The following is a 20,810-nucleotide window of genomic DNA, read 5'->3' on the forward strand; positions in this document are numbered from 1 at the left end:
AGGGCGTACTAGCATAAGCCCTTCTCCATACGGTTTATGGAGGGGGTGAAATTCTTGGATGAATGGCGCATGTTCAAGCAATTAATCAGCTCGGCCGAGCAAGTCTGGACGCAGATTGCCACCTCGCCGCGCGGGAAGGTCGTCTACACCGTCAATGGTGTCGATTACACGCCTTTGCCCGACCAATACAACACGAAGCGGAAAATCTCCCGCATTTTTCGCAGGTATTGGGGAAAGCAACTGACCGAGACGATGATTCGCAACCTCCAACTTCGGACGCTAAAAGGAAAGCTGTGCATCCCGTATGGCAGGGTCCCGACGTTCCCTTGCATCGTACAGTCCATACAGGTAAAAGCGAACCGCCCCAACCAGCGAGTGGTGGCAGCGATCCTCGTCGGGGGCGAACAGAAGACGAGAGTGGATTACCGCTTGATTCGCGCGGGAGAAACCGATGCCTTTACGATCATGAAGCGGTCCGGCCGTGAAGGTGACGTGCGATACCGTCCGCTTGCCGCGGCTGTGCAGACGCTGCCGAAGCCCGCTGCGAAGCCAGTGCCGAAGCCTATGCCGAAGCCGATCCTGCATCCGGCGGCGAAGCCCGAAGCCAGATCGACCAAAAAGACAAAGGGCAAAGGGAAGAAAAAGCTCCTCAAAACCCCATAACCATGGGGTCGAGGAGCTTGCTTTTTGCCATCGGCACGCTACGCCTTGATCGTGACGCGATATTCGCGCAGCCAGTAGTCCAGCTGGCCCAGGTACGCGAACAGTTGCGGCGTGCTCATCAGCTGACCGAAGAACGGAATGCTGGAAGCCTGGGCGTCCGACTCGGCAATCTTGCGGATGACCGGGACATCGACCAGTTGCAGCAGCGGGGAGCTTGGGTCGTTCAAAATCGCAAGCAGCCAGGTGCGGACGGCTTCGGTGTAGGACGGGTTGTGCGTTTTCGGATACGGGCTTTTTTTGCGGTAGAGCACTTCGGCGGGGAGAATGCCCTCCATCGCTTTGCGCAAGATCCCTTTTTCACGATTGCCGTGCGTTTTCATTTCCCAGGGGATATTCCAGACGTACTCGACGATCCGGTGGTCGCAAAAAGGCACGCGCGCCTCCAGACTGGCTGCCATACTCATCCGGTCCTTGCGATCGAGCAGCGTGTTCATGAACCACGTCAGATTGAGGTAAAACATTTCCCGGCGACGCGCTTCCAGCGGGTCCTCACCCGGCAAGTGCGGCACTTCGTTGAGCGATTCCGCATAGCGCCTCGCGACGTATTCCTCCGGTTTGACCCAGGCGCGCAGTTCGGGCGCAAGCCACGAGGCCCGTTCCTTTACCGCCCGCGACCAAGGGAAGGTTCCCGCCTGGAGCAGCTCTTCCCGGTGAAACCACGGGTAGCCGCCAAACACTTCATCTGCGCATTCGCCGGAGAGGACCACGGTCGTCTCTTTTTTGATCTCGCGGCAAAACAGGTAGAGCGAAGCGTCCACGTCCGCCATCCCCGGCAGGTCGCGGGCGAGTGTCGCTTTTTTCAAGGCATCGACCAGGTCAGCTGTATCGAATTCGATTCGATGGTGCTGCGTGCCCAAAAAGGTGGAAACGAGCTGCACATAAGGCGCGTCCTCATTCGGCTGAAAGGCGCTCGCTTTGAAATGCTTGTCGTTGTCTACATAGTCGATGGAGTAGCTGTGGAGCGTTCCGCGGCCTTCTTTTTTGAAAGAGTCGGCGGCCACAGCCGTAATGACGCTGGAATCAAGCCCGCCGGACAAGAGGGTCGCGACCGGGACGTCCGCCACCAGTTGGCGTTTGATGGCATCGACGACCAGTTCTCTGACACGCGCTGTCGTCGTGTCCAGATCGTCGGTGTGCGGTCGGCTCTCCAGTTGCCAGTATCGTTCCTGTTTGACCCGGTCGCGTGTGACGGTGAGGAAGCAACCCGGTCGTACCTCGTGCACGTTGTGGAACACGCCGTGACCCGGCGTGCGCGCGGGGCTGATGCCAAACACTTCCGCCAGCCCTTCCCGCGACAGCTCCGGCCGTACGTCGGGGTGTGCCAGCAGCGCTTTTAACTCGGAAGCGAGCAGAAAGGAGCTGCCGCGTTGCGCGTAAAACAGCGGTTTGACCCCCATCCGGTCGCGTGCGACAAACAGATGCTGTGCCCGTTCGTCCCAGATCGCAAAAGCGAAAATGCCGTTCAGTTTGGAAAGGCAGCCTATGCCCCATTCCAGGTACGTATGTAACAGCACCTCTGTATCGGAATGAGACTGGAAGGCATGCCCGCAGGCGAGCAACTCCTGCCGCAAGTCCTCCGTATTGTACAGTTCCCCATTGTAAATGATCGTGCAGGCATGTTCGCTTTTGAGAGCCGTCATCGGCTGTTGCCCGCCAGCCGGGTCTACCACGACGAGTCGGCGATGACCGAGGGCGGCCTGTGGAGTCAGCCAAAAGCCTTCGGCGTCCGGTCCGCGATCCGTGAGGCACCGGGTCATTTTTTGCAGGACCAGACGCTCCTGGGAAAGGTCTTTTTCCCAATCAATCCAACCTACGATTCCACACATCTTCCCATCACCCTTCCCATGAAGCATTGCACACTCAGCGTATGCAAAAAGCCCAGCTTGATTGTCTGTCCAGCAGGGAATTGCGAGCAAAACGCTGAATTTATAGAAGATTTCCAAAAAACAGGAGGAAGCCGTGGACAATCTCACGCTGCTGCTCATCGAACGGATGGGCATTCTCTTGACGCTCGGATTCATTCTGACAAGAATTCCGCTGTTCCGCCAGTTGCTCGATCGGGAGTTGCACCTTGGAACCTCCATCGCCTTTTCGATGATGTTCGGCTTGTTCGGCATCGCGGGCACATATGCAGGCGTGGTGGTTCGCGGAGGAGGGTACATCCCGAGCTTTTGGATCTTTCCGCTTGCAGGGGAGGAGATCGTGGCGAATTCCACGCTGGTCGGCGTCGTAATCGGAGGACTTCTGGGCGGGCCGATGGTCGGGCTGGGCGCGGGAATGATTGCCGGGATGCACTTGTATCAGTTGGGCGGGTTCGCCGCCGTTCCCATGGGCTTATCCGTTCCGCTCACCGGACTGTTGGCTGGCTATGTGGCGCGGTTTTTTTCGCAGGAGCGGGTGATCTCGCCCTCCAAAGCGCTATTTATCGGCATGTTTGCTCCCGTGATCCAGATGTCGCTGCTGTTGATTATGTCGGGACCGCCGGAGCTGGTTCGCACGATGGTCAATGTCATCGGCATTCCGATGGTGCTGACGAACAGCATTTCGATTGCCATTTTTACGACGATGATTCGCGTCGCCCTGCAAGAAGAGGAGCGCTCCGCTGCCTTGGAGGCGGAGCGTGCGTTCACGATTGCCCAGCGCATTTTGCCGCAGTTGAAGATGGGGCTGACGCCGCAGACAGCGCAGGCAGCGGCGCTCGTGCTGCAACGCGAGGCGAAAGCGATCGCGGTAGCCGTGACGGATCGGGAGCGCGTGCTGGCCCACGTCGGGGCCGGAGCCGACCATCACTTGCCCGGAGAAACGATTCAGAGCGATCTGGAGCAGCGTGTGCTGGCCAGCGGCTCGATTGGCAAAGGCGTGGGCCGGGAGCTGCTCGGCTGCAAGCGCAAGCAATGTCAACTGCAAGCCGCCATTCTCGTCCCAATCAAGGAAGGGGGGAGCGTCGTCGGCCTAATCAAGCTGTATTTTCGCCGTCCCCAGCAAATCGGCAAAGTCCAGGAGGCATTGGCAAAAGGGCTGGGCAACCTCATCTCCAACCAGCTGACGCTCTCGCTCGCCGAGCAGATGAAGGGACTGATGAAGGACGCGGAGCTGCGGATGCTGCAAGCGCAAATTCATCCGCACTTTTTGTTCAATACGCTCAATTCGATCGTGACCTTGATCCGGATCGACCCGCAGCTTGCCCGTCATATGACGATACAGCTAGGCGTATTCATGCGCTTTAATTTGAAGCTCACGTCAAGTGCGCTGGTCACGGTCGGCCAGGAGCTGGAGCACCTGCACGCTTATTTGGAGATTATCCGCATCCGGTTTTCCGAGCAGTTCGCCGTGCATACGTCGGTCGATCCCGGCGTGGAAGACGCGCTCATGCCCCCCGGCACCTTGCAGCCGCTGATTGAAAACTGCATCCACCACGGCTTGCGCGACATGGGAGCAGGCGGGGAAATCAGCCTGCGCGTAAAGCGGCAGGGCCATGCCGTCGTGTTCACCATCGAGGACAACGGCAGAGGGTTTCCGGAAGAGCTGCTTCCTCTCCTGGGCAAAATCCCGATGGAGCGCAAGGAGGGAAACGGTATCGGGGTTCACAACGTCAACCAGCGGCTCATCAGCCTGCAAGGTCCGGATGCCCAGCTGCATTTTGCCAACAGACCTGAAGGCGGCAGTTCCATTACGTTTGCGATTCCCATTCAAAAAGAGGTGAGTGCCTGATGCCGATTCGCATCATGATTGCCGAAGACGAACGACTTGCACGCGAAGAACTGAGCTACTTGCTCCAGCAGGAGGGGGATGTCGAACTGCTTCCTTTCGCAACCAACGGCCGAGAACTGCTGGAAATGGTCGACGAGCACGAGCCGGACGTCGTGTTTCTCGATATGAAAATGCCGGAGCTGGAAGGGGCACAGGCAGCGAGAATGCTGGCCGCCCGCAAGCCGCAGCCGCTCATCGTCTTCTGTACGGCGTATGAGACGTTTGCCGTAGACGCCTTCAAGCTGAACGCCGTCGATTATTTGCTGAAGCCGACGGAGCCGAAGCGGCTGGTGGAAACGATGCAGCGCATCCGCGAGCGATTGGTCAAGCCAAAGCAGGAGCCTGCTGCCCCCAAGCGCTCCAAGCTGCTTGTGGAGGACAACAGCCGGCTGGTCGTCATCGACCCGGATACGATCGTCTACGCGGTGCGCGAAGAACGGCTCGTGCGCATCATCACCCAGACCGATACGTATTCCACGCGGATGACGCTGACCCAGCTTGTGGAGAAGCTCGCCGGCTACGATTTTTTCCGTACGCACAAAAGCTATCTGGTCAACTTGCGCTATGTGAGCGAACTGGAGCCGTGGTTCAACGGCGCCTACAACCTGCTGCTCAAAGGCGGCGAAGCGAAGACGCGCATTCCCGTGTCCCGAACCTCGGCCAAAGACTTGCTGAGACGCCTCGAAGAATGAGGCGTTGCAGATCGCGATGCAAAATCAGCCGTTGGCGCACGCCCCCGGACATCTTGCGCGAAAAGCCACACGAACAGAGCAGGATTTCCTACAATAGAGGAAGCGCTTACAATTTTTGTTTGTAGAGGGGGAGGTTCCAATGAGCAAGCCGCTTTCGGTGCCGAACGCACAGGGCCAGAAGCAGGATAGCAGTGATTACACAGCGATCATCCAATCCGACACCTTCAAGGAGCTGTTGCGCCGCAAACGAGCGTTCATCCTGCCATCTTCCATTTTTTTCTTTGTGTTTTACTTTACGTTACCGATCTTGACCTCCTACTTCACCGTGCTCAATCGACCGGCGATTGGCGCGATTTCGTGGGCGTGGGTGTTCGCCTTTGCCCAGTTCATCATGACCTGGGGCCTCTGTATTTTGTACACCAAAAAGGCCGCGCGCTTTGACGAGCTGGTGGAGAAAATCAAGCAGGAGACAGGGGGCAGGGGTGAATGAATGTAACGGCCTTTCTACTTTTTTTGGCGATTGTTCTGCTTACGCTGGTGATTACGTATTACGCTTCCAAGCGGACGAATACGACCAGCGAGTTTTACACCGCGGGCGGCGGTCTGACCGGCTGGCAAAACGGACTCGCGATTGCAGGCGACTACATGTCTGCCGCTTCGTTTCTCGGAATTGCCGGAATGATTGCACTAAGCGGATTTGACGGCTTTTTTTACAGCATCGGCTTTCTCGTCGCCTACCTTGTCGTTTTGTATCTGGTAGCGGAGCCGTTGCGCAACCTGGGCAAGTACACGATGGCGGACATGATTGCCGCGCGTTTTGACAATAAGCAGGTACGTGGTGTGGCCGCGCTGAACTCCATCGCCATTTCGATTTTTTACATGATCGCCCAGCTCGTGGGGGCGGGGGCGCTAATCAAGCTGTTGCTCGGGTTGGAGTACACGACCTCTGTTTTGATTGTAGGGGCGCTGATGACGGTCTACGTCGTGTTTGGCGGCATGACGGCAACCTCGTGGGTGCAAATTGTCAAAGCCGTGCTGCTCATGGTCGGCACGTTTATCATCTCGCTGATGGTCTTTGCCAAGTTTGATTTCAACCTGATGACGATGTTCGAACAGATGAAGACGGCGACGCCGCTCGGGGAGCAGTTTCTCAATCCGGGCAACAAGTTCAAGGTCGGGCTGGACACGATCTCGCTCAACCTGGCGCTGGTGCTGGGAACGGCCGGGCTGCCGCACATCCTGATTCGCTTCTTTACGGTAAAAGACGCGACGACGGCCCGCAAGTCCGTCGTCTACGCCACTTGGGTGATCGGCCTGTTCTACATCATGACGATTTTCCTCGGCTTTGGCGCAGCGGCGTTTGTAAGAGCGGAAAACATGGATGCGGCCGGGAACATGGGCGCTCCGCTGCTCGCCCAGGCGCTCGGCGGCAACTTCCTCTTTGCCTTTGTATCCGCCGTGGCCTTCGCGACGATTCTCGCCGTCGTGGCCGGACTGGTGCTGACAGCCGCCTCGGCGTTTGCCCACGATTTTTACGGCCATGTCATCCGCCAGGGCAAAGCGACGGAAAAAGAGCAAATGAAGATGGCGAAGTGGGCTTCGGTAGGGGTGTCAATCGTGTCCATCGTGCTTGCGCTGTTTGCCCAAAGTTTGAACGTGGCGTTTCTCGTCGCCCTTGCCTTCGCCGTTGCGGCCAGCGCCAACCTGCCTGTCATTTTGTTCACGATCTTCTGGAGAAGGTTTAACACGACAGGGGCGGTCAGCGGCATGCTGGTCGGGCTGTTCAGCTCGCTGATTCTCGTGGCTTTGAGCCCCAACGTCTGGAATCCGGTTGCCGGAAAAGCGATTTTGGTCGGAGAAGCGCTGTTCCCGCTGCCGAATCCGGGAATCGTCTCCATCCCGCTCGGGTTTTTGGCCGCCTGGATTGGCACACTGCTGTCCAGCTCGCGCAACGATGCGAAGTACGATGAAATTTTGGTGCGGGCGAACACAGGAATAAAGGACTCGGCGTAGAAGCAAATACGCAAGGAAGCTCCTGCCAGACTAAAAGGCTCAGGGTGATCCCTGGGCTTTTTCGTTTGGCGCGGGGAAAGGAGAGCGGGTCCGTGACGACGATCATTTTCTTTTTGGCTGTCATCATCGGGACGATGGCGATTACGTATTCGGCTGCCAAGCAGACGGGCACGACCAACGAGTTTTACGCCGCCGGCAACCGACTGACCGGTCTGCAAAACGGCATTGCCATTGCGGGCGACTACATGAGCGCGGCTTCGTTTCTCGGCATCGCCGGGACGATTGCCATGTACGGCTTTGACGGTTTTGTGTACGCCATCGGGTTTTTTGTCTCCTATCTGATCATTTTGTTTCTGATCGCGGAGCCGCTGCACAACCTGGGGCGCTATACGCTCGCCGACGCGATTGCCGTCCGCTTCGACAGCCTGTGGCTGCGCGGGGTGGTCGCCTGTACGACGCTGTTGATTACGATTTTTTACATGATCGCGCAGCTCGTCGGAGCAGGGGCGCTCATCCACTATTTGCTCGGCGTCCACTACGATACGGCGGTGATGATCGTCGGCAGCCTGATGACGTTTTACGTCGTCTTCGGCGGGATGGTCGCGACCTCGTGGGTGCAGATCGTGAAGGCGATTTTGCTGCTGACAGGGACGCTGATCCTCAGTCTGATCGTCTTTTCCCGCTTCGGCTGGAGCTTGTCGGAGATGTTTTCCCACGTGAGTACGATTACGCCGTGGCAGGAGCAATTTTTGCATCCGGGCAACCAACTGAACGAGCCGCTGGAGACGATCTCGCTGCATCTCGCCCTGATTCTCGGCACCGCCGGGCTGCCGCACATCATTTCCCGCCTGTTTACGGTCAAGGATGCGGTGACTACCCGTTCCTCGATTTACACGGCTACGTGGGTGATCGGCGCGTTTTATTTGCTGACGATTTTCCTCGGCTTTGGCGCAAGCGCCTTCGTCGGCTATGAGGCGCTGAAAAACGTCGGCTTTGGCGGCAATTTGACGGTGACGCTGCTCGCGGATGCGCTCGGCGGCGAATTTTTGATGGCGTACATCGCCGCAGTCGCCTTTGCCACGATTTTGGCCGTGGTGACCGGGCTGGTGCTGTCCGCCTCGTCCGCTTTTGCCCATGACGTCTACAGCCATCTGATCCGGCGTGGGCTGGCGTCGGAAAAAGAACAGGTCGCCATGGCCAAATGCTCGTCGGTGGCCGTCGGCTTCGCCTCCATCTGGCTGGCGATCGGCGCGGAAAAGATGAACGTTGCGATTCTCGTCGGCCTGACCTTTGCCGTCGCCGCCTCGGCCAATTTGCCGCTCTTATTGTTTACGCTGTACTGGCGACGCTTTACCGTGCGCGGGGCGATTTGCGGCGTCTTGACGGGGCTAATCGCTTCCGTCGCGCTTGTCGTGGCCGGACCGACCGTGATGAACCCGGAGACGGGCTTGATTTTGGCCGAACCGCTTTTTCCGCTGACCAACCCCGGTTTGATCTCGATTCCGCTCGGGTTTTTGGGCGCTGTGCTCGGCACGCTCTTGGATTCCCGCAAGCCTGAAGCCGAAGCGCACTACGATCTTGTGCTGCTCCAGGCGTTGACGGGCATCCGGGCTTCACAGGCGCGGGCGGCGCGCCAGGCGGATTCTGCATAAAAATTTGTTCCTGCTCCACCCTAAAGGGGAAGGAGGAGAGGACATTGGACCGGAAAAAGGAAGCAGACGCCGTTTCCCCCGATCAGCCTGACGTGTACGAGCGGGCGCGAATGGCGCTGAACGAGTTGATCGCTGAATTGTGCGAGGTCTTGGACGAGGACGATCCGGAGCCGTTCAAGCGAAAAGGATATGAGATGATCGGGCACTATTTTCGCCAGCCGGTCCATACGGGAGATTTGACCTTGATGGTTGCCTCGGTGCTTTCCGACATTCTCTACAAGCTGGAGTTGACTCAGCAAGGAGAGGACGTCACCATGGTGGGCGATGAATACAGCGTCATGAAGAAAGAAGAGTAAGAAGCGGCGACCCCACTGTACGGGTCGTTTTTTTGTGCATGCCTGATTTTCGGATACGCGCGACCTGATTTCTGTCCCATGGCGTGGAAAAAGGTAGGGATCTTTCCGCTGGCCACTTTTGGCACCGCAGAGCCTGTATGAACCGTGCCCCAGCCAATCATACTAGCCGTAATGACAACAGGCGGGTGATCCCATGGAAAAGGTCGGTCTCGTTCTGCAAGGAGGGGGCATGAGAGGGATTTACACCTCGGGTGTCCTGGATTATTTCATGGAGCAGGGGCTATACATTCCCTACGTCATTGCTGTATCGGCAGGGGCTTGCAACGGAGCGGCTTATCTCGCCAGACAGCCGGGGCTGGGCAAAACGATGCACACCAAGTACATTCGCGATTCGCGTTATTTTCACGCCTGGAACCTGGTGAAAAGACGGCCTCTGCTCGGCATGGACTTCATATTCGACGAGCTTTTGCAAAGGGTGGAGCCGTTTGCCCTGGACCGGTTTTGGGCGGCGGAGGAGGAATTTGTCGTCGTGGCCACCGATTGTGCGACCGGGGAAGCCGTCTACTTTACAAAGAACGAGTGCGACAATCTGTTTCAGGTCATTCGCGCTTCCTGTAGCCTGCCGTTTGTCTCCCCGAAGGTCAACATCAACGGACGTCAGCTTTGGGACGGAGGAATCACCCATCCGATTCCGCTGCAAAAATCGCTGAATGACGGGAACGAACGCCATGTCGTCATTCTGACTTCCTCCCAGTCTCCCGGTTGGGTGACGCGCAATATGTGGCGCGTGGAGAGGCTGTTCGCGGGGGGTAGCCAGATCGGGCAGGCTCTCATTCGCCATTTTCGCGTGTTTTTGGAAGCCACGCAGCAAGTCAGACAGTTGCAGCAGGAAGGAAAGGCGTTTGTCATCGCGCCGCCGACGGGCACCTATATGCGGGGATTTGAACGCCGCCAGGAAAAGCTGCTTCGCTACTATACGCTCGGCTATGAAGATGCCCGCGCCTGCTTTTCCGACTTACTCGACTGGCTGGGGAAGGGAAAGCAGCAGGACACGGGCCGGGCTGAATAAATCACGCCAGAACGACCTCCTATGTGTGCGGCACGGTTCGTAAAAACTTCTGCGAAACAGGTTTTTGCCAGACGTAGAGAGGGAAAAGCATCAGGGGAGAAGGAATCAGGAGGATTGACCCCATGAGATATGTGAGCGTGGATCAAATTGAGCCTGGAGATGTGCTGGCTCGCAGCATTTATACAAGCGAGGGCTTGACGCTTTTGCAGAAAGGGGTACAGCTGACCGTCGGCATGATCAATAAACTGCGCCGTTTTGGCGTGACGATGCTCAGTATCAAGGACCCTTTTTTTGAAGAAGCGAAGGAACAGGAGGTCGTGACAGAGACGACGCGAAAAGATGCCATTCGCAATTTGTCAGGGGCGATTTCGTGCGTGCAGTCCGGAAAGGATTTTGATGTGCGCGGCATTCAAAAATCTGTGGGCAACATCGTCGAGGAAACGCTGCGCAATCGCAAGGTGCTTTTGAACCTGGGGGAAATTCGCACGGCGGACAACGCCCTGTACATCCATTCGCTCAACGTCTGCATGATGGCTACCGTGATGGGCGTCGGTCTTGGCTACAGCACCGCTCAACTGAAAGAGCTGGCGATTGGCGCGCTCTTGCATGACATCGGCAAGCTGGCGGCGGACAAGGAAGCGCCTGCCTACCAGAAAAACAGCGGGACTCATCACCATACGTGGGCAGGGTTTGAAATCTTGCGAAAAAAGCACGAAATGAGCATCGTGTCTGCGCATATTCCTTTGCAGCACCACGAATGGGTTGACGGAACGGGGGTTCCCCGCGGACTCAGCGGTGACGAGATCCATGAGTTCGCCAAAATCGTGGCGATCTGCAATGATTACGACAATCTGATCTCTCCGCTTTCCGAGGAAGAGGAGACGCTGCCTCCCTACGAGGCGTGCGAGCGAATCATGGGCTTGGCGGGAAAGCGCTTCGATCACAGAATGGTCATCCACTTCTTGCGCTCGATCGCCCTGTACCCGATCGGCACGTCGCTCAAGCTGAGCACAGGCGAGGTCGGCGTCGTCATCGACCAAAACCGTGGTCTGCCCGCTCGTCCGGTCGTGCGGGTGATCCGACGGGAGCAGCAGGCGAATCGGCGGATGACGGACGATCACGAGATATGCGATATCGATCTCGGTGCGGAACCTACCATTTTTATCGTGGGCGTATTGGAATAAAGATCAGGGAATTCCCCTACATACATAATCAGGGTGGCAAGTCTACAATAAAAGGAGGCGAAAAGTCGCGGAATTCGACTTTTTGCGACGATGAAAGTGGAAAGGGCGTGTCCGTATGTCCCGTATTCTCGTACCGGTAGATTTCTCTGCACAGTCCATCCAGGCGGTTCGCTTTGCTCTTGCGTACGCCAAAGATAAGCATGAACTGATCCTGCTTCATGCCATTCCTCCGTTTCCATCGCGCAATGTCGTCCGCAAGCTCGGCCAAAAGAGCGTGCAAGATTTTCAATTGGATGAAGCGAGAGAAGACTTGAAAAAGTTTCTGACGATTGTCGAAGAGGCAGGAGTCTCTTACGAATTGGAAATCGAGTTTGGAGAGCCGCATGAAGTGATTGCCAAGTACGCGGCAAGAGGCGAGCATGCCGCGATTGTCATGGGCACGCACGGATACGGCCGGATCACCGGATTCCTGCTGCAAAGCGTCAGCTATCCGACGATTCACGATGCACAGCTCCCTGTCTTCCTCATTTCCGAGGAGACCGATGCCAGCCGCTTCCCCTGGCAAAAAGTGCTGATTGCCGTGGACGGCTCGGAGCAGGCGAAAAACGCGGCGCGAAAAGCGATTGCCTTGAGCCAGGACATTCCGGGGGTTTCCTACCTGCTCTTGAGCGTGGTGACGCCTCCTGTCGCTTATACCGGTGTGTATGGCGCAGGTTGGGAAGACACAGCGACGCTGGGCAAATGGGGCAAAGAAACGGTGCGCACTTGCGAGGAAGTGCTGGAGGCGGCGCAGATTCCGTACGAAAGCAAGGTTGTGATCGGGGACCCGGCGACAGTGATTCGCCAGACTGCCGAAGAGGAGCAGGCAGGTCTGATCGTGCTCGGTCACCACGGGCTTGGCGGCATCGCAGGCACGCTGCTTGGCAGCGTGACCTTCAAAATGATTCACCGTACGAAAACACCGCTTTTGATCGTCAAATCATAGGCTCATTCATGAACAGACAAGCTGTCCGTACTCCGGGCAGCTTTTTTGTACGCGCCGCGCGGATCGGAGTCTGACACTCGCTTGGCGGCCTGACGATTGAGAAGGAAGGGCGAGGGGAAAAATGGGGGAAAGCGAGCGAAGGGGCGAGGAACGCATGAAAATCGGGTGTCACGTCAGCATCCGCCACGGCTATACAGAGGCGGCGAAAACCGCGCACAAGGAAGGGGCTGCTTCTTACCAGTTTTTTCCGAAAAACCCGCGCAGCCTGGGGGTCAAACCGTTTGATCGGGCTGATGCGGCAGCTTGTCGCGCTTTTTGCCAGGAACACGCCTTGTTGTCGATTGCCCACACAGCTTATCCGGTCAACCTCTGCGTGGAGGACGGCGAGCTTGGCGAGGCGACTGTGCGATCGGTCCGCAACGATTTGGAGATTGCCGAGGCGTGCGGGGCGCTTGGCGTGGTTGTCCATTTCGGACAGTACAAAGGAACAGATGTCCTTGCCGGATACAAGCGAATGATTCAACGGGTCAATCACATCCTGGACGGCTGGGACGGACAGGCCAAGCTGCTGATCGAAAACAACGCCGGACAGGGCAACCGGATGGGCACGACGCTGGAGGAGCTGGTGCAGGTGCGGCAGCTTTTGGCCGAGCCGCAGAAGGTCGGGTTTTGCTTCGATACGTGCCATGCGTTTGCCAGCGGGCTGTGGGACGGAAAAAACTGGTGCGAGGTCGTGCAGCGGATGGAGGAACTGGACTATTTGCCCTATTTGTCCGCCGTGCACTTGAACGATTCGGTCTATCCAAGCGGATCGTTTCGCGATCGGCATGCGCGGATAGGAACGGGGAGGATCGGGGACGCGGCTTTTGCCGAGCTGTTGCGTACGCCGCAGTTGCAGGGCTTGCCGCTTGTCCTGGAGACAGCACGGGGATCAAGCGGGGGTCATCGCGAAGAAATCAGCCACGTCCGTCGCCTGGCGAACGATTGGCAGGCTTGACCCGATTGTGGTACAGTGTGAAAGGATGTGGTCAACGAGGGAGGGGTACCTATGGCAAAGCGGATCAAAGTAACGATCCACGATTTTGCTGCGCTGAAAGAGAATTTGAACAACCCGGAGGAACTGGCTCTCTACGAAGCAGCCAACGGGAAGATATACGATGCCGACATCCAGCATGACGGCTACGCGATCGTCGATGTGACAGAGGACGACTACATCGAGCTGGCGCCAGGCGAGTATCAGCTGATGATCGAGGAGTGGACAAACGCCGGACAAATCGGTGAGTGGACGCTGCAAACGAAGTCGGACCCCGCGGACGACACCGCGCTGTTGTACCGGAGCGTCGATGCGTCGGGGCAGGAAGTGCAGCCGCCGCAGTCGCTGCCGAAGCAAGTGGTGGAGCTGGTGGCGAAGACCTGGTTCGGCAAAGCGCCAAAAAAGATCGAGGACTAAGACAAAAAAGCCGGAGCCTCCTGAGAACAGGAAGCTGCCGGCTTTTGTTCTAGCAACCACGGATGGATGAACGGAGCAGGAGGGTGCTACATTTCCTCCGGCGCAGCCAGGCCGAGCAGGCGCAGCCCTTCCTTCAGCACAACCACCACTGCTGCCACGAGCTGGAGGCGGGAGGCTTTCACGTCTTCTTCCTCCGCCAGGATTCGGACGTTGGCGTAGAACTTGTTGAACGATTGGGCGAGGTCGATGACGTACTTGCCGATTTGCGACGGGTCAAACTGGTCGGCGGCCCGCTCGATCACTTCCGGGAAGCTGTTCAGCAAGGTGATGACCGCCCATGCCTCCTTGCTGTCCAAGGCACCCGGAACGAGGCTCGCTGCCGCTTGCGGCTGGTAGTTGCCCTTGCGCAAAAGCGAGCAGGCGCGGGCGTGCGTGTATTGCACGTACGGTCCGGTTTCGCCCTCGAAGGTGAGCATTTCTTCCCAGGAGAAGTTGATGTCGTTCAGGCGGTAGTTTTTCAGGTCGTGGAAAATGACAGCGCCGACCCCGACCTGACGGGCCACTTCCTCTTTGTTTGCAAGCGTCGGGTTTTTCTCCTCGATCACTTTTTGCACATCGGCAATCGCTTGCGCCAAAACTTCCTCCAGCAGGACGACCTTTCCTTTACGGGTGGACATTTTTTTGCCGTCCTTGAGCATCATGCCGAATGGAATATGATGCATGTCTGCCGCCCAGGCGTAGCCCATTTTTTCCAGTACCTTGTAAAGCTGCTGGAAGTGAAGGCGTTGCTCGTTTCCAACGACGTAGAGCGCTTTGGCGAAGTCGTAGGTCTCGTGGCGGTAGAGGGCCGCAGCCAGATCGCGCGTCGCATACAGCGTCGCCCCGTCCGATTTTTTAATCAGGCACGGCGGCATGTTGTACTCGTCGAGGTTGACGACCAGCGCGCCTTCCGATTCTGTCAGCAGACCTTTTTCCTCCAGCAGGGTGACCACGCGATCCATCTTGTCGTTGTAGAAAGCTTCGCCATGCGTGGAGTCGAAGGAGACGTTCATCAGCTCGTAGATTTTCATGAATTCCTTGAGCGATTCGTCGCGGAACCATTTCCACAAACGCTGGGCTTCCTCATCGCCGTCTTCCAGCTTTTTGAACCACTCGCGGCCCTGGTCTTCCAGGCTAGGGTCGTTTTCCGCTTCTTCGTGGAAGCGCACGTACAGGTTGAGCAATTCCTTGATCGGATCGGCTTTTACTTTTTCCTCGTCTCCCCACAGACGGTACGCGACGATCAGCTTGCCGAACTGTGTGCCCCAGTCGCCCAAGTGGTTGATGCGCACAGGCTGGTAGCCGCGTTTTTCCATGATGTTCGCAATCGCGTTTCCGATCACGGTAGAGCGCAGATGGCCCATGGAGAACGGCTTGGCGATGTTGGGAGAAGACAGGTCGATCGGCACGTTGCGGCCCTGCCCGACCTGGCTGCTGCCGTAGGCGCCGCCTTGCTCAAGGATCGTTCCGATCACTTGGGTGGCCACGCTTTCCTGGTCGAGAAACAGGTTGACGTACGGTCCGACCGCTTGGGCAGAGCGCAGCGGCGTTCCCTGGATTTTTTCGGCCAGCTCTGTGGCGATCATCGGCGGCGCTTTGCGGAGCGCTTTGGCCAACTGGAAGCAAGGGAAGGCGATATCTCCCATAGCGGGATTTGGCGGCGTTTCCAGCATGCCGTATACGGTTTCTTGCGGGAAGGTGTCCACACCCAGTTCGGTGAGGGCAGCGGCGATTTTTTCCGCCACTTGATGCTTGTAACTCATTGTGATTCTCCTTTCCAAATGGGAAAAAGCTCAGGTCCGCAAAAGACAACAAAAAAACCTCGACGTCTCCTGGATCAAAGAGACGAGAGGTTCTGCTCCCGCGGTGCCACTCTTGTTGTTTTTGCCTGCATGCGAGTGTCAGGCAAAAACCGCTTTGTGCTGCTGTAACGGGCAGACCCGGCAAGACCCTACGCGATCCAGACTCGCTTGGCTGGATGTTCAGGCCGCATCTCCGAGGGGCGCTTCCTCACAGGGGTCGGCGTCGGGCTTCCACCATCCCCGACTCGCTACAGCCTCATTCCAGGAGTACTATCCTCATCAACGATTCGCTTGTTTATCTAGCATTATAGCCGTTTTTGCTGCCCGGATGCAACTTACTCTTCGGTTTTTTTCAAAATCTTGTCGAGTTCGGCGAAATATTGCTTGGTCAGCTTTTCTTTTTCCTCCGCGCTCATATTTTCCGCGTTCATCCACTGCTGCTTGTAAAGCTCCAGCTGCTCCACCATCGCCAGTTCGGCAGCCGCTTCCTCTTCCAGATCGTAATTCTCGGACGGATCAAACGGAATCAGGCGATTGTCGTTGCCGCTGCGCAGGTAGGGGGATCGCCAGTTGTCCGGGAAGCGGTACGGCTGCTCGCCGAACAACAGTCCCAGGACGTCATCCGAGTCAATCGGCAGGAAGTGGTCGTAGTCGTCTCTGCGGCCCCCTTCCGACAGGTTGATGTGGGACAAAAAGTAGCGCAAATAGTGGTCGCCTGTTGCGGTATGCTTGACGATTGAGTAGGTTTCAAATTCGGAGGTTTCCAGTACTTTCACGGTCTCGATACAGGACAGGAATTCGTCCTTTTCGCGAGCGAACAGAGTGTCCATCATTGATCGTTCCTTTCATGGGTTGGGGTAAGCCTCATGATAGCAAAAGCCTTTCTTTCTGACAATGAAGGCATGTCCGATGAGCAAGTCAACGAGCAGACGCCACCACCTGCTTGCCTGTCACATGGCTGTAGCTTGTCTGTTTGGGCAAAGACGGCGTGAGCGGGCAGGCTTCCTGGCGGCAAGCGACATGAAAAAAGAGGCTATCCCTTCAAGCAGCAGCCTGGGAGGGGGATAGCCTCTTCCTGTCATTTACTTAGCAGTCGTCGTTCGAACACCCAATAATGACCAGCAGGATAAACAGTACGAGCACCAGTGCGAAGCTGTCTCCAAAGATGCCATTTCCGCAGTACGATGTACTCACGTTTGTTCCCCCTCCTTTCCGTTATGCTACAGTCTATACACATACGCACAGATTGGCGTGGGCGGATGCCCGGTAAGAGCAAAAATGGGCGCGAAAGAGCGGGAAGAGCGCGAAGAATAGACAAATTCTCAATTGACGAAGACTTTTCGCGGTGTTAAGATACTTTCAAACCTGAAAGTCAAAAATGGAATAACATGGTACAACTCTTATCAAGAGAGGCAGAGGGACTGGCCTGATGAAGCCTCGGCAACCGGTTAAAATCCGGTGCCAATTCCAGCAAAGCTACGGCTTTGAAAGATGAGAGGATGGTTCAGGCGCAAGTGTATCCGCGGACAAATCCTCTTCTTTCTCAGGAAGAGGATTTTTTGATGCAAAAAAACGGCTGAGAATAAACCGACGCAAGGGAGAAAAGGAGCACGTCAATGAAACCCACTTTTCGCGAACAGCTTTCCCGGAAAATTCTGATTCTGGACGGTGCGATGGGCACCATGCTGCAGCAGGCGAACCTGACCGCCGATGATTTTGGCGGCGAGGCCTACGACGGATGCAACGAGCTGCTGAATTTGACCAGACCCGATGTGATTCGCTCCATCCATGAAAAATATTTGGAAGCGGGCGCGGACATCGTGGAGACCAATACGTTCGGGGCAACCTCGGTCGTGCTGGCCGAGTACGACGTGGCGGACAAAGACCTGGAAGTGAACATCGCCGCCGCCCGTCTGGCGAAGGAAGCCGTCGATGCCTACTCCACAGCGGAATGGCCGCGCTACGTGGCAGGGGCCATGGGACCGACGACGAAAACGCTCGCGCTGACAGGCGGCGTCACGTTCGAGGAGTTGGTCGAGGCTTACTACCGGCAGGCAAAAGGGCTGATTATCGGCGGCGTCGATGTCCTGCTGCTGGAGACGTCGCAGGATACGCTGAACGTCAAGGCAGGCGGGATCGGCATTCGCCAGGCGTTTGAAGAGCTGAAGGTAGAACTGCCGGTGATGCTCTCCGGAACGATCGAGCCGATGGGCACGACTCTGGCCGGACAAAACATCGAAGCGTTCTACGTCTCGCTGGCGCACCTGAAGCCCGTGACAATCGGCCTGAACTGTGCGACAGGGCCGGAATTCATGCGCGACCATTTGCGCACCTTGTCCGGCTTGGCGCAATGCGGGGTGAGCTGCTATCCGAACGCGGGGCTGCCGGACGAGAACGGGCATTACCACGAGACGCCGCAAGGGCTTGCCGCGAAAATGCGCGCGTTTGCCGAGCAGGGGTGGCTGAACGTGGCAGGCGGCTGCTGCGGAACGACTCCGGAGCATATCAGAGCCATGGCGGAGGCGCTCAAAGACTGCAAGCCGCGCCAGGCCGTCCGCGAGGCCGTCAGTGCCGTTTCCGGGATCGAGGTGGTCTACGTTGAGGACGACAACCGTCCACTGCTGGTCGGAGAGCGCACAAACGTCATCGGCTCGAAAAAATTCCGCGACCTGATTGCAGCGGGGCAGTACGAGGAAGCGTCCGACATCGCCCGCGCCCAGGTGAAGCGCGGGGCGCACGTCATCGACACCTGCCTGGCCGACCCGGATCGCGACGAGTATGCGGACATGGAGAAGTTTTTGCCCTTCGTCGTGAAAAAGGTCAAGGCTCCGCTCATGATCGACTCGACGGACGCGAAAGTGATGGAGCTTGGCTTGCGTTATTCCCAGGGAAAAGCGATTCTCAACTCGATCAATCTGGAGGACGGACTGGAGAGATTTGAGGAAGTGGCGCCGCTGATTCGCAAGTTCGGAGCGGCCGTCGTCGTCGGAACGATCGAGGAGGCCGGGATGGCGATTACCCGCGAGAAAAAGCTTGCGGTCGCGAAGCGCTCGTACGACATATTGGTCAACCAGTACGGCATTCCGCCGCAGGATATCATTTTTGACCCGCTTGTCTTTCCCGTAGGGACGGGGGATGAACAATATATCGGCTCCGCGCGGGAGACGGTGGAGGGGATTCGCCTTATTAAAGAAGCGATGCCACAGTGCAAGACGATTCTCGGCATCAGCAACGTTTCCTTCGGTCTGCCCCCGGCGGGACGGGAAGTGCTGAACGCGGTCTTCCTGTACCATACGACACTCGCCGGACTTGATTTTGCCATCGTCAATACGGAGAAGCTGGAGCGCTACGCTTCCATTCCGGAGGAGGAGCGAAAGCTGGCGGAAGCGCTGCTGTTTGAAACCAACGACGAAACACTGGCGGCCTTTACGGAGTTTTACCGCCAGAAGAAAAAGGAAGTGCGCGTGGAAGCTTCCACGCTGACGCTGGAAGAGCGACTGGCCCGCTATGTGGTGGAAGGCTCAAAGGACGGACTGGTCGACGATTTGAAGCTGGCACTGGAAACGTACACGCCGCTGGAAATCATTAACGGTCCGCTAATGGCCGGGATGGAAGAGGTCGGCCGGCTGTTCAACGGCAACCAGCTCATCGTTGCGGAAGTGCTGCAAAGCGCGGAAGTCATGAAAGCCGCCGTTTCGTTTTTGGAGCCGTTCATGGAAAAAAAAGATTCCGCGTCCAAAGGCAAAATTTTGCTGGCGACCGTCAAGGGCGACGTGCACGATATCGGCAAAAATCTGGTGGAGATCATTTTGGCCAACAACGGCTACCACGTTGTGAACCTGGGCATCAAGGTGCCGCCTGAGCAACTGATTGACGCCTGCCGCAAAGAGAAGCCGGATGCGATCGGCCTGTCAGGGCTGCTGGTAAAATCGGCCCAGCAGATGGTCATTACCGCCCAGGACTTGCGTGCCGCGGGCATTGACGTACCGATGATGGTCGGGGGAGCGGCGTTGACCCGCAAGTTCACCTCCAACCGAATCGCGCCCGAATACCGCGGGGTTGTGCTGTACGCCAAAGACGCGATGGACGGCCTCGACCTCGTCAACCGCCTGCAAAACCCGCAGGAGCGGGAGCGGCTGATCGCAGAACAGCAGAATCTGGTCGAAGCGGCTGCGGCCGCACAGCCTGTCGTGCAGGAGAAAAAAGCGCCGCTCCCGGCGCGTTCGGCTATCAGCAGAACGGTTCCGATCCACCTGCCGCCGGATTGCGACCGCCATGTGCTGCGTCAGTACCCGATCAGCCACTTGCAGCCGTACCTGAACTTGCGCATGCTGCTCGGCAAGCATCTCGGCGTGCGCGGCAATGTGGAAAAGCTGCTCGAAGCGGGCGACGAAAAAGTGCTGGAGCTGTACGGCATCGTCGAAGCTCTCTTGCAGGAGGCGAAGCAGCACGGAACGATTCGCGCGCATGGAATCTACCAGTTTTTTCCTGCGCAAGCAGACGGTAACGACATTCTCGTCTACGATCCAAGCGATCACAGCAAGGTGCTGGAGCGGTTTTCGTTCCCGCGCCAGCCGGAAGAGCCGTATCTGTGTCTGTCTGACTTCTTGCGTCCGGTAGAGAGCAAGGAAATGGATTACGTCGGCTTTTTGACTGTGACGGCAGGAGGCGGCATCCGCGAGCGTTCGACCGAACTGAAGGAGCGCGGCGACTACTTGCGCTCGCACGTCCTGCAAGCGCTGGCTCTGGAGCTGGCGGAGGCGTTCGCCGAGCGGATTCACCACATGATGCGCGACGTCTGGGGAATTCCGGATCCGGCAGAGATGACCATGCTGGAGCGCTTCGGCGCCCGTTACCAGGGCATTCGCGTATCGTTCGGCTATCCGGCTTGCCCGAACCTGGAGGATCAGGCGCAGCTGTTCCGTCTGCTGCGGCCGGAGGATATCGGCATTCAGTTGACAGAAGGCTTCATGATGGAACCGGAAGCTTCTGTATCCGCGATGGTTTTTGCCCACCCGGAAGCGCGTTACTTTAACGCGGGTCCGTCGGTGTTTGAAGGATAGACGATCAATCGTCGATATGAAAATTAGGAGAG

Annotated in this window: 18 protein-coding genes, 1 riboswitch and 1 other annotated feature; of the genes, 14 read left to right on the plus strand and 4 right to left on the minus strand. The window is 57.3% G+C overall.

The features are described 5' to 3' along the window. Positions 1-45 precede the first annotated feature (45 nt). On the plus strand, positions 46-663 hold the full coding sequence (locus ACTHO6_RS01810; RefSeq protein ID WP_440238713.1) for a DL-endopeptidase inhibitor IseA family protein: 618 nt from the start codon (positions 46-48) through the stop codon (positions 661-663). Between the two features lie 38 nt (positions 664-701). Here the strand turns inward: ACTHO6_RS01810 and asnB are convergent, their stop codons facing one another. Further along, positions 702-2,549: an asparagine synthase (glutamine-hydrolyzing) gene (gene asnB, locus ACTHO6_RS01815; protein ID WP_440238715.1), complete on the minus strand. Its 1,848-nt coding sequence runs from the start codon at positions 2,547-2,549 to the stop codon at positions 702-704. 133 nt (positions 2,550-2,682) lie between these two features. Here asnB and ACTHO6_RS01820 point away from each other — a divergent pair, with 133 nt between their 5' ends. From ACTHO6_RS01820 to ACTHO6_RS01870, 11 genes are all read left to right on the plus strand, one after another. After that, positions 2,683-4,434: a LytS/YhcK type 5TM receptor domain-containing protein gene (locus ACTHO6_RS01820; RefSeq protein ID WP_440238717.1), complete on the plus strand. Its 1,752-nt coding sequence runs from the start codon at positions 2,683-2,685 to the stop codon at positions 4,432-4,434. Beyond that, on the plus strand, positions 4,434-5,165 hold the full coding sequence (locus tag ACTHO6_RS01825) for a LytR/AlgR family response regulator transcription factor (protein ID WP_440238719.1): 732 nt from the start codon (positions 4,434-4,436) through the stop codon (positions 5,163-5,165). The genes ACTHO6_RS01820 and ACTHO6_RS01825 overlap by 1 nt, the downstream gene beginning before the upstream one ends. 139 nt (positions 5,166-5,304) lie before the next feature. Next, positions 5,305-5,655, plus strand: coding sequence for a DUF485 domain-containing protein (locus ACTHO6_RS01830; protein WP_440238721.1), 351 nt, complete (start codon positions 5,305-5,307; stop codon positions 5,653-5,655). Further along, the gene (locus ACTHO6_RS01835) at positions 5,652-7,178 is read left to right on the plus strand and encodes a solute symporter family protein (RefSeq protein ID WP_440238723.1); all 1,527 of its coding nucleotides are present in this window, start codon (positions 5,652-5,654) and stop codon (positions 7,176-7,178) included. Before ACTHO6_RS01830 ends, ACTHO6_RS01835 begins: the two co-directional genes overlap by 4 nt. A gap of 134 nt (positions 7,179-7,312) precedes the next feature. After that, entirely contained in the window at positions 7,313-8,830 is a 1,518-nt protein-coding gene (locus ACTHO6_RS01840) for a solute symporter family protein (RefSeq protein WP_440239398.1), read from the plus strand. A 44-nt stretch (positions 8,831-8,874) separates the two neighbouring features. Next, entirely contained in the window at positions 8,875-9,186 is a 312-nt protein-coding gene (locus tag ACTHO6_RS01845; RefSeq protein WP_440238725.1) for a hypothetical protein, read from the plus strand. A 193-nt stretch (positions 9,187-9,379) separates the two neighbouring features. Further along, positions 9,380-10,255 (plus strand): patatin-like phospholipase family protein, encoded by an 876-nt coding sequence (locus tag ACTHO6_RS01850; RefSeq protein ID WP_440238727.1) that lies wholly within the window; start codon positions 9,380-9,382, stop codon positions 10,253-10,255. A 122-nt stretch (positions 10,256-10,377) separates the two neighbouring features. Next, positions 10,378-11,439, plus strand: a complete 1,062-nt coding sequence (locus ACTHO6_RS01855) for an HD-GYP domain-containing protein (RefSeq protein ID WP_440238729.1) — start codon at positions 10,378-10,380, stop codon at positions 11,437-11,439. Between the two features lie 115 nt (positions 11,440-11,554). Beyond that, positions 11,555-12,424 (plus strand): universal stress protein, encoded by an 870-nt coding sequence (locus tag ACTHO6_RS01860; RefSeq protein ID WP_440238731.1) that lies wholly within the window; start codon positions 11,555-11,557, stop codon positions 12,422-12,424. Positions 12,425-12,578: 154 nt separating this feature from the next. Then, on the plus strand, positions 12,579-13,421 hold the full coding sequence (locus ACTHO6_RS01865) for a deoxyribonuclease IV (protein WP_440238733.1): 843 nt from the start codon (positions 12,579-12,581) through the stop codon (positions 13,419-13,421). 51 nt (positions 13,422-13,472) lie between these two features. Beyond that, positions 13,473-13,874: a hypothetical protein gene (locus ACTHO6_RS01870; RefSeq protein ID WP_440238735.1), complete on the plus strand. Its 402-nt coding sequence runs from the start codon at positions 13,473-13,475 to the stop codon at positions 13,872-13,874. A gap of 86 nt (positions 13,875-13,960) precedes the next feature. Here the strand turns inward: ACTHO6_RS01870 and argS are convergent, their stop codons facing one another. Further along, positions 13,961-15,676, minus strand: coding sequence for an arginine--tRNA ligase (gene argS / locus ACTHO6_RS01875; protein ID WP_440238737.1), 1,716 nt, complete (start codon positions 15,674-15,676; stop codon positions 13,961-13,963). A 75-nt stretch (positions 15,677-15,751) separates the two neighbouring features. Then, positions 15,752-16,007, minus strand: a binding site (T-box leader). A gap of 43 nt (positions 16,008-16,050) precedes the next feature. Beyond that, positions 16,051-16,545, minus strand: a complete 495-nt coding sequence (locus tag ACTHO6_RS01880) for a hypothetical protein (RefSeq protein ID WP_440239400.1) — start codon at positions 16,543-16,545, stop codon at positions 16,051-16,053. A 79-nt stretch (positions 16,546-16,624) separates the two neighbouring features. On the opposite strand from ACTHO6_RS01880, the gene ACTHO6_RS01885 reads away from it, so the two are divergent. Beyond that, positions 16,625-16,783 (plus strand): hypothetical protein, encoded by a 159-nt coding sequence (locus tag ACTHO6_RS01885; protein ID WP_440238739.1) that lies wholly within the window; start codon positions 16,625-16,627, stop codon positions 16,781-16,783. Positions 16,784-16,801: 18 nt separating this feature from the next. Here ACTHO6_RS01885 and ACTHO6_RS01890 read toward each other — a convergent pair whose 3' ends face one another. After that, a complete protein-coding gene (locus tag ACTHO6_RS01890) occupies positions 16,802-16,909 on the minus strand; it encodes a YjcZ family sporulation protein (protein WP_440238741.1) in 108 nt (35 codons plus the stop codon). Positions 16,910-17,112: 203 nt separating this feature from the next. After that, a riboswitch (SAM riboswitch) is annotated at positions 17,113-17,213 on the plus strand. A 118-nt stretch (positions 17,214-17,331) separates the two neighbouring features. On the opposite strand from ACTHO6_RS01890, the gene metH reads away from it, so the two are divergent. After that, positions 17,332-20,778, plus strand: a complete 3,447-nt coding sequence (metH, locus tag ACTHO6_RS01895; RefSeq protein ID WP_440238743.1) for a methionine synthase — start codon at positions 17,332-17,334, stop codon at positions 20,776-20,778. Positions 20,779-20,810: the final 32 nt, after the last annotated feature.

It is taken from the genome of Brevibacillus sp. SAFN-007a (genome assembly GCF_051967035.1).
Classification (GTDB): domain Bacteria; phylum Bacillota; class Bacilli; order Brevibacillales; family Brevibacillaceae; genus Brevibacillus.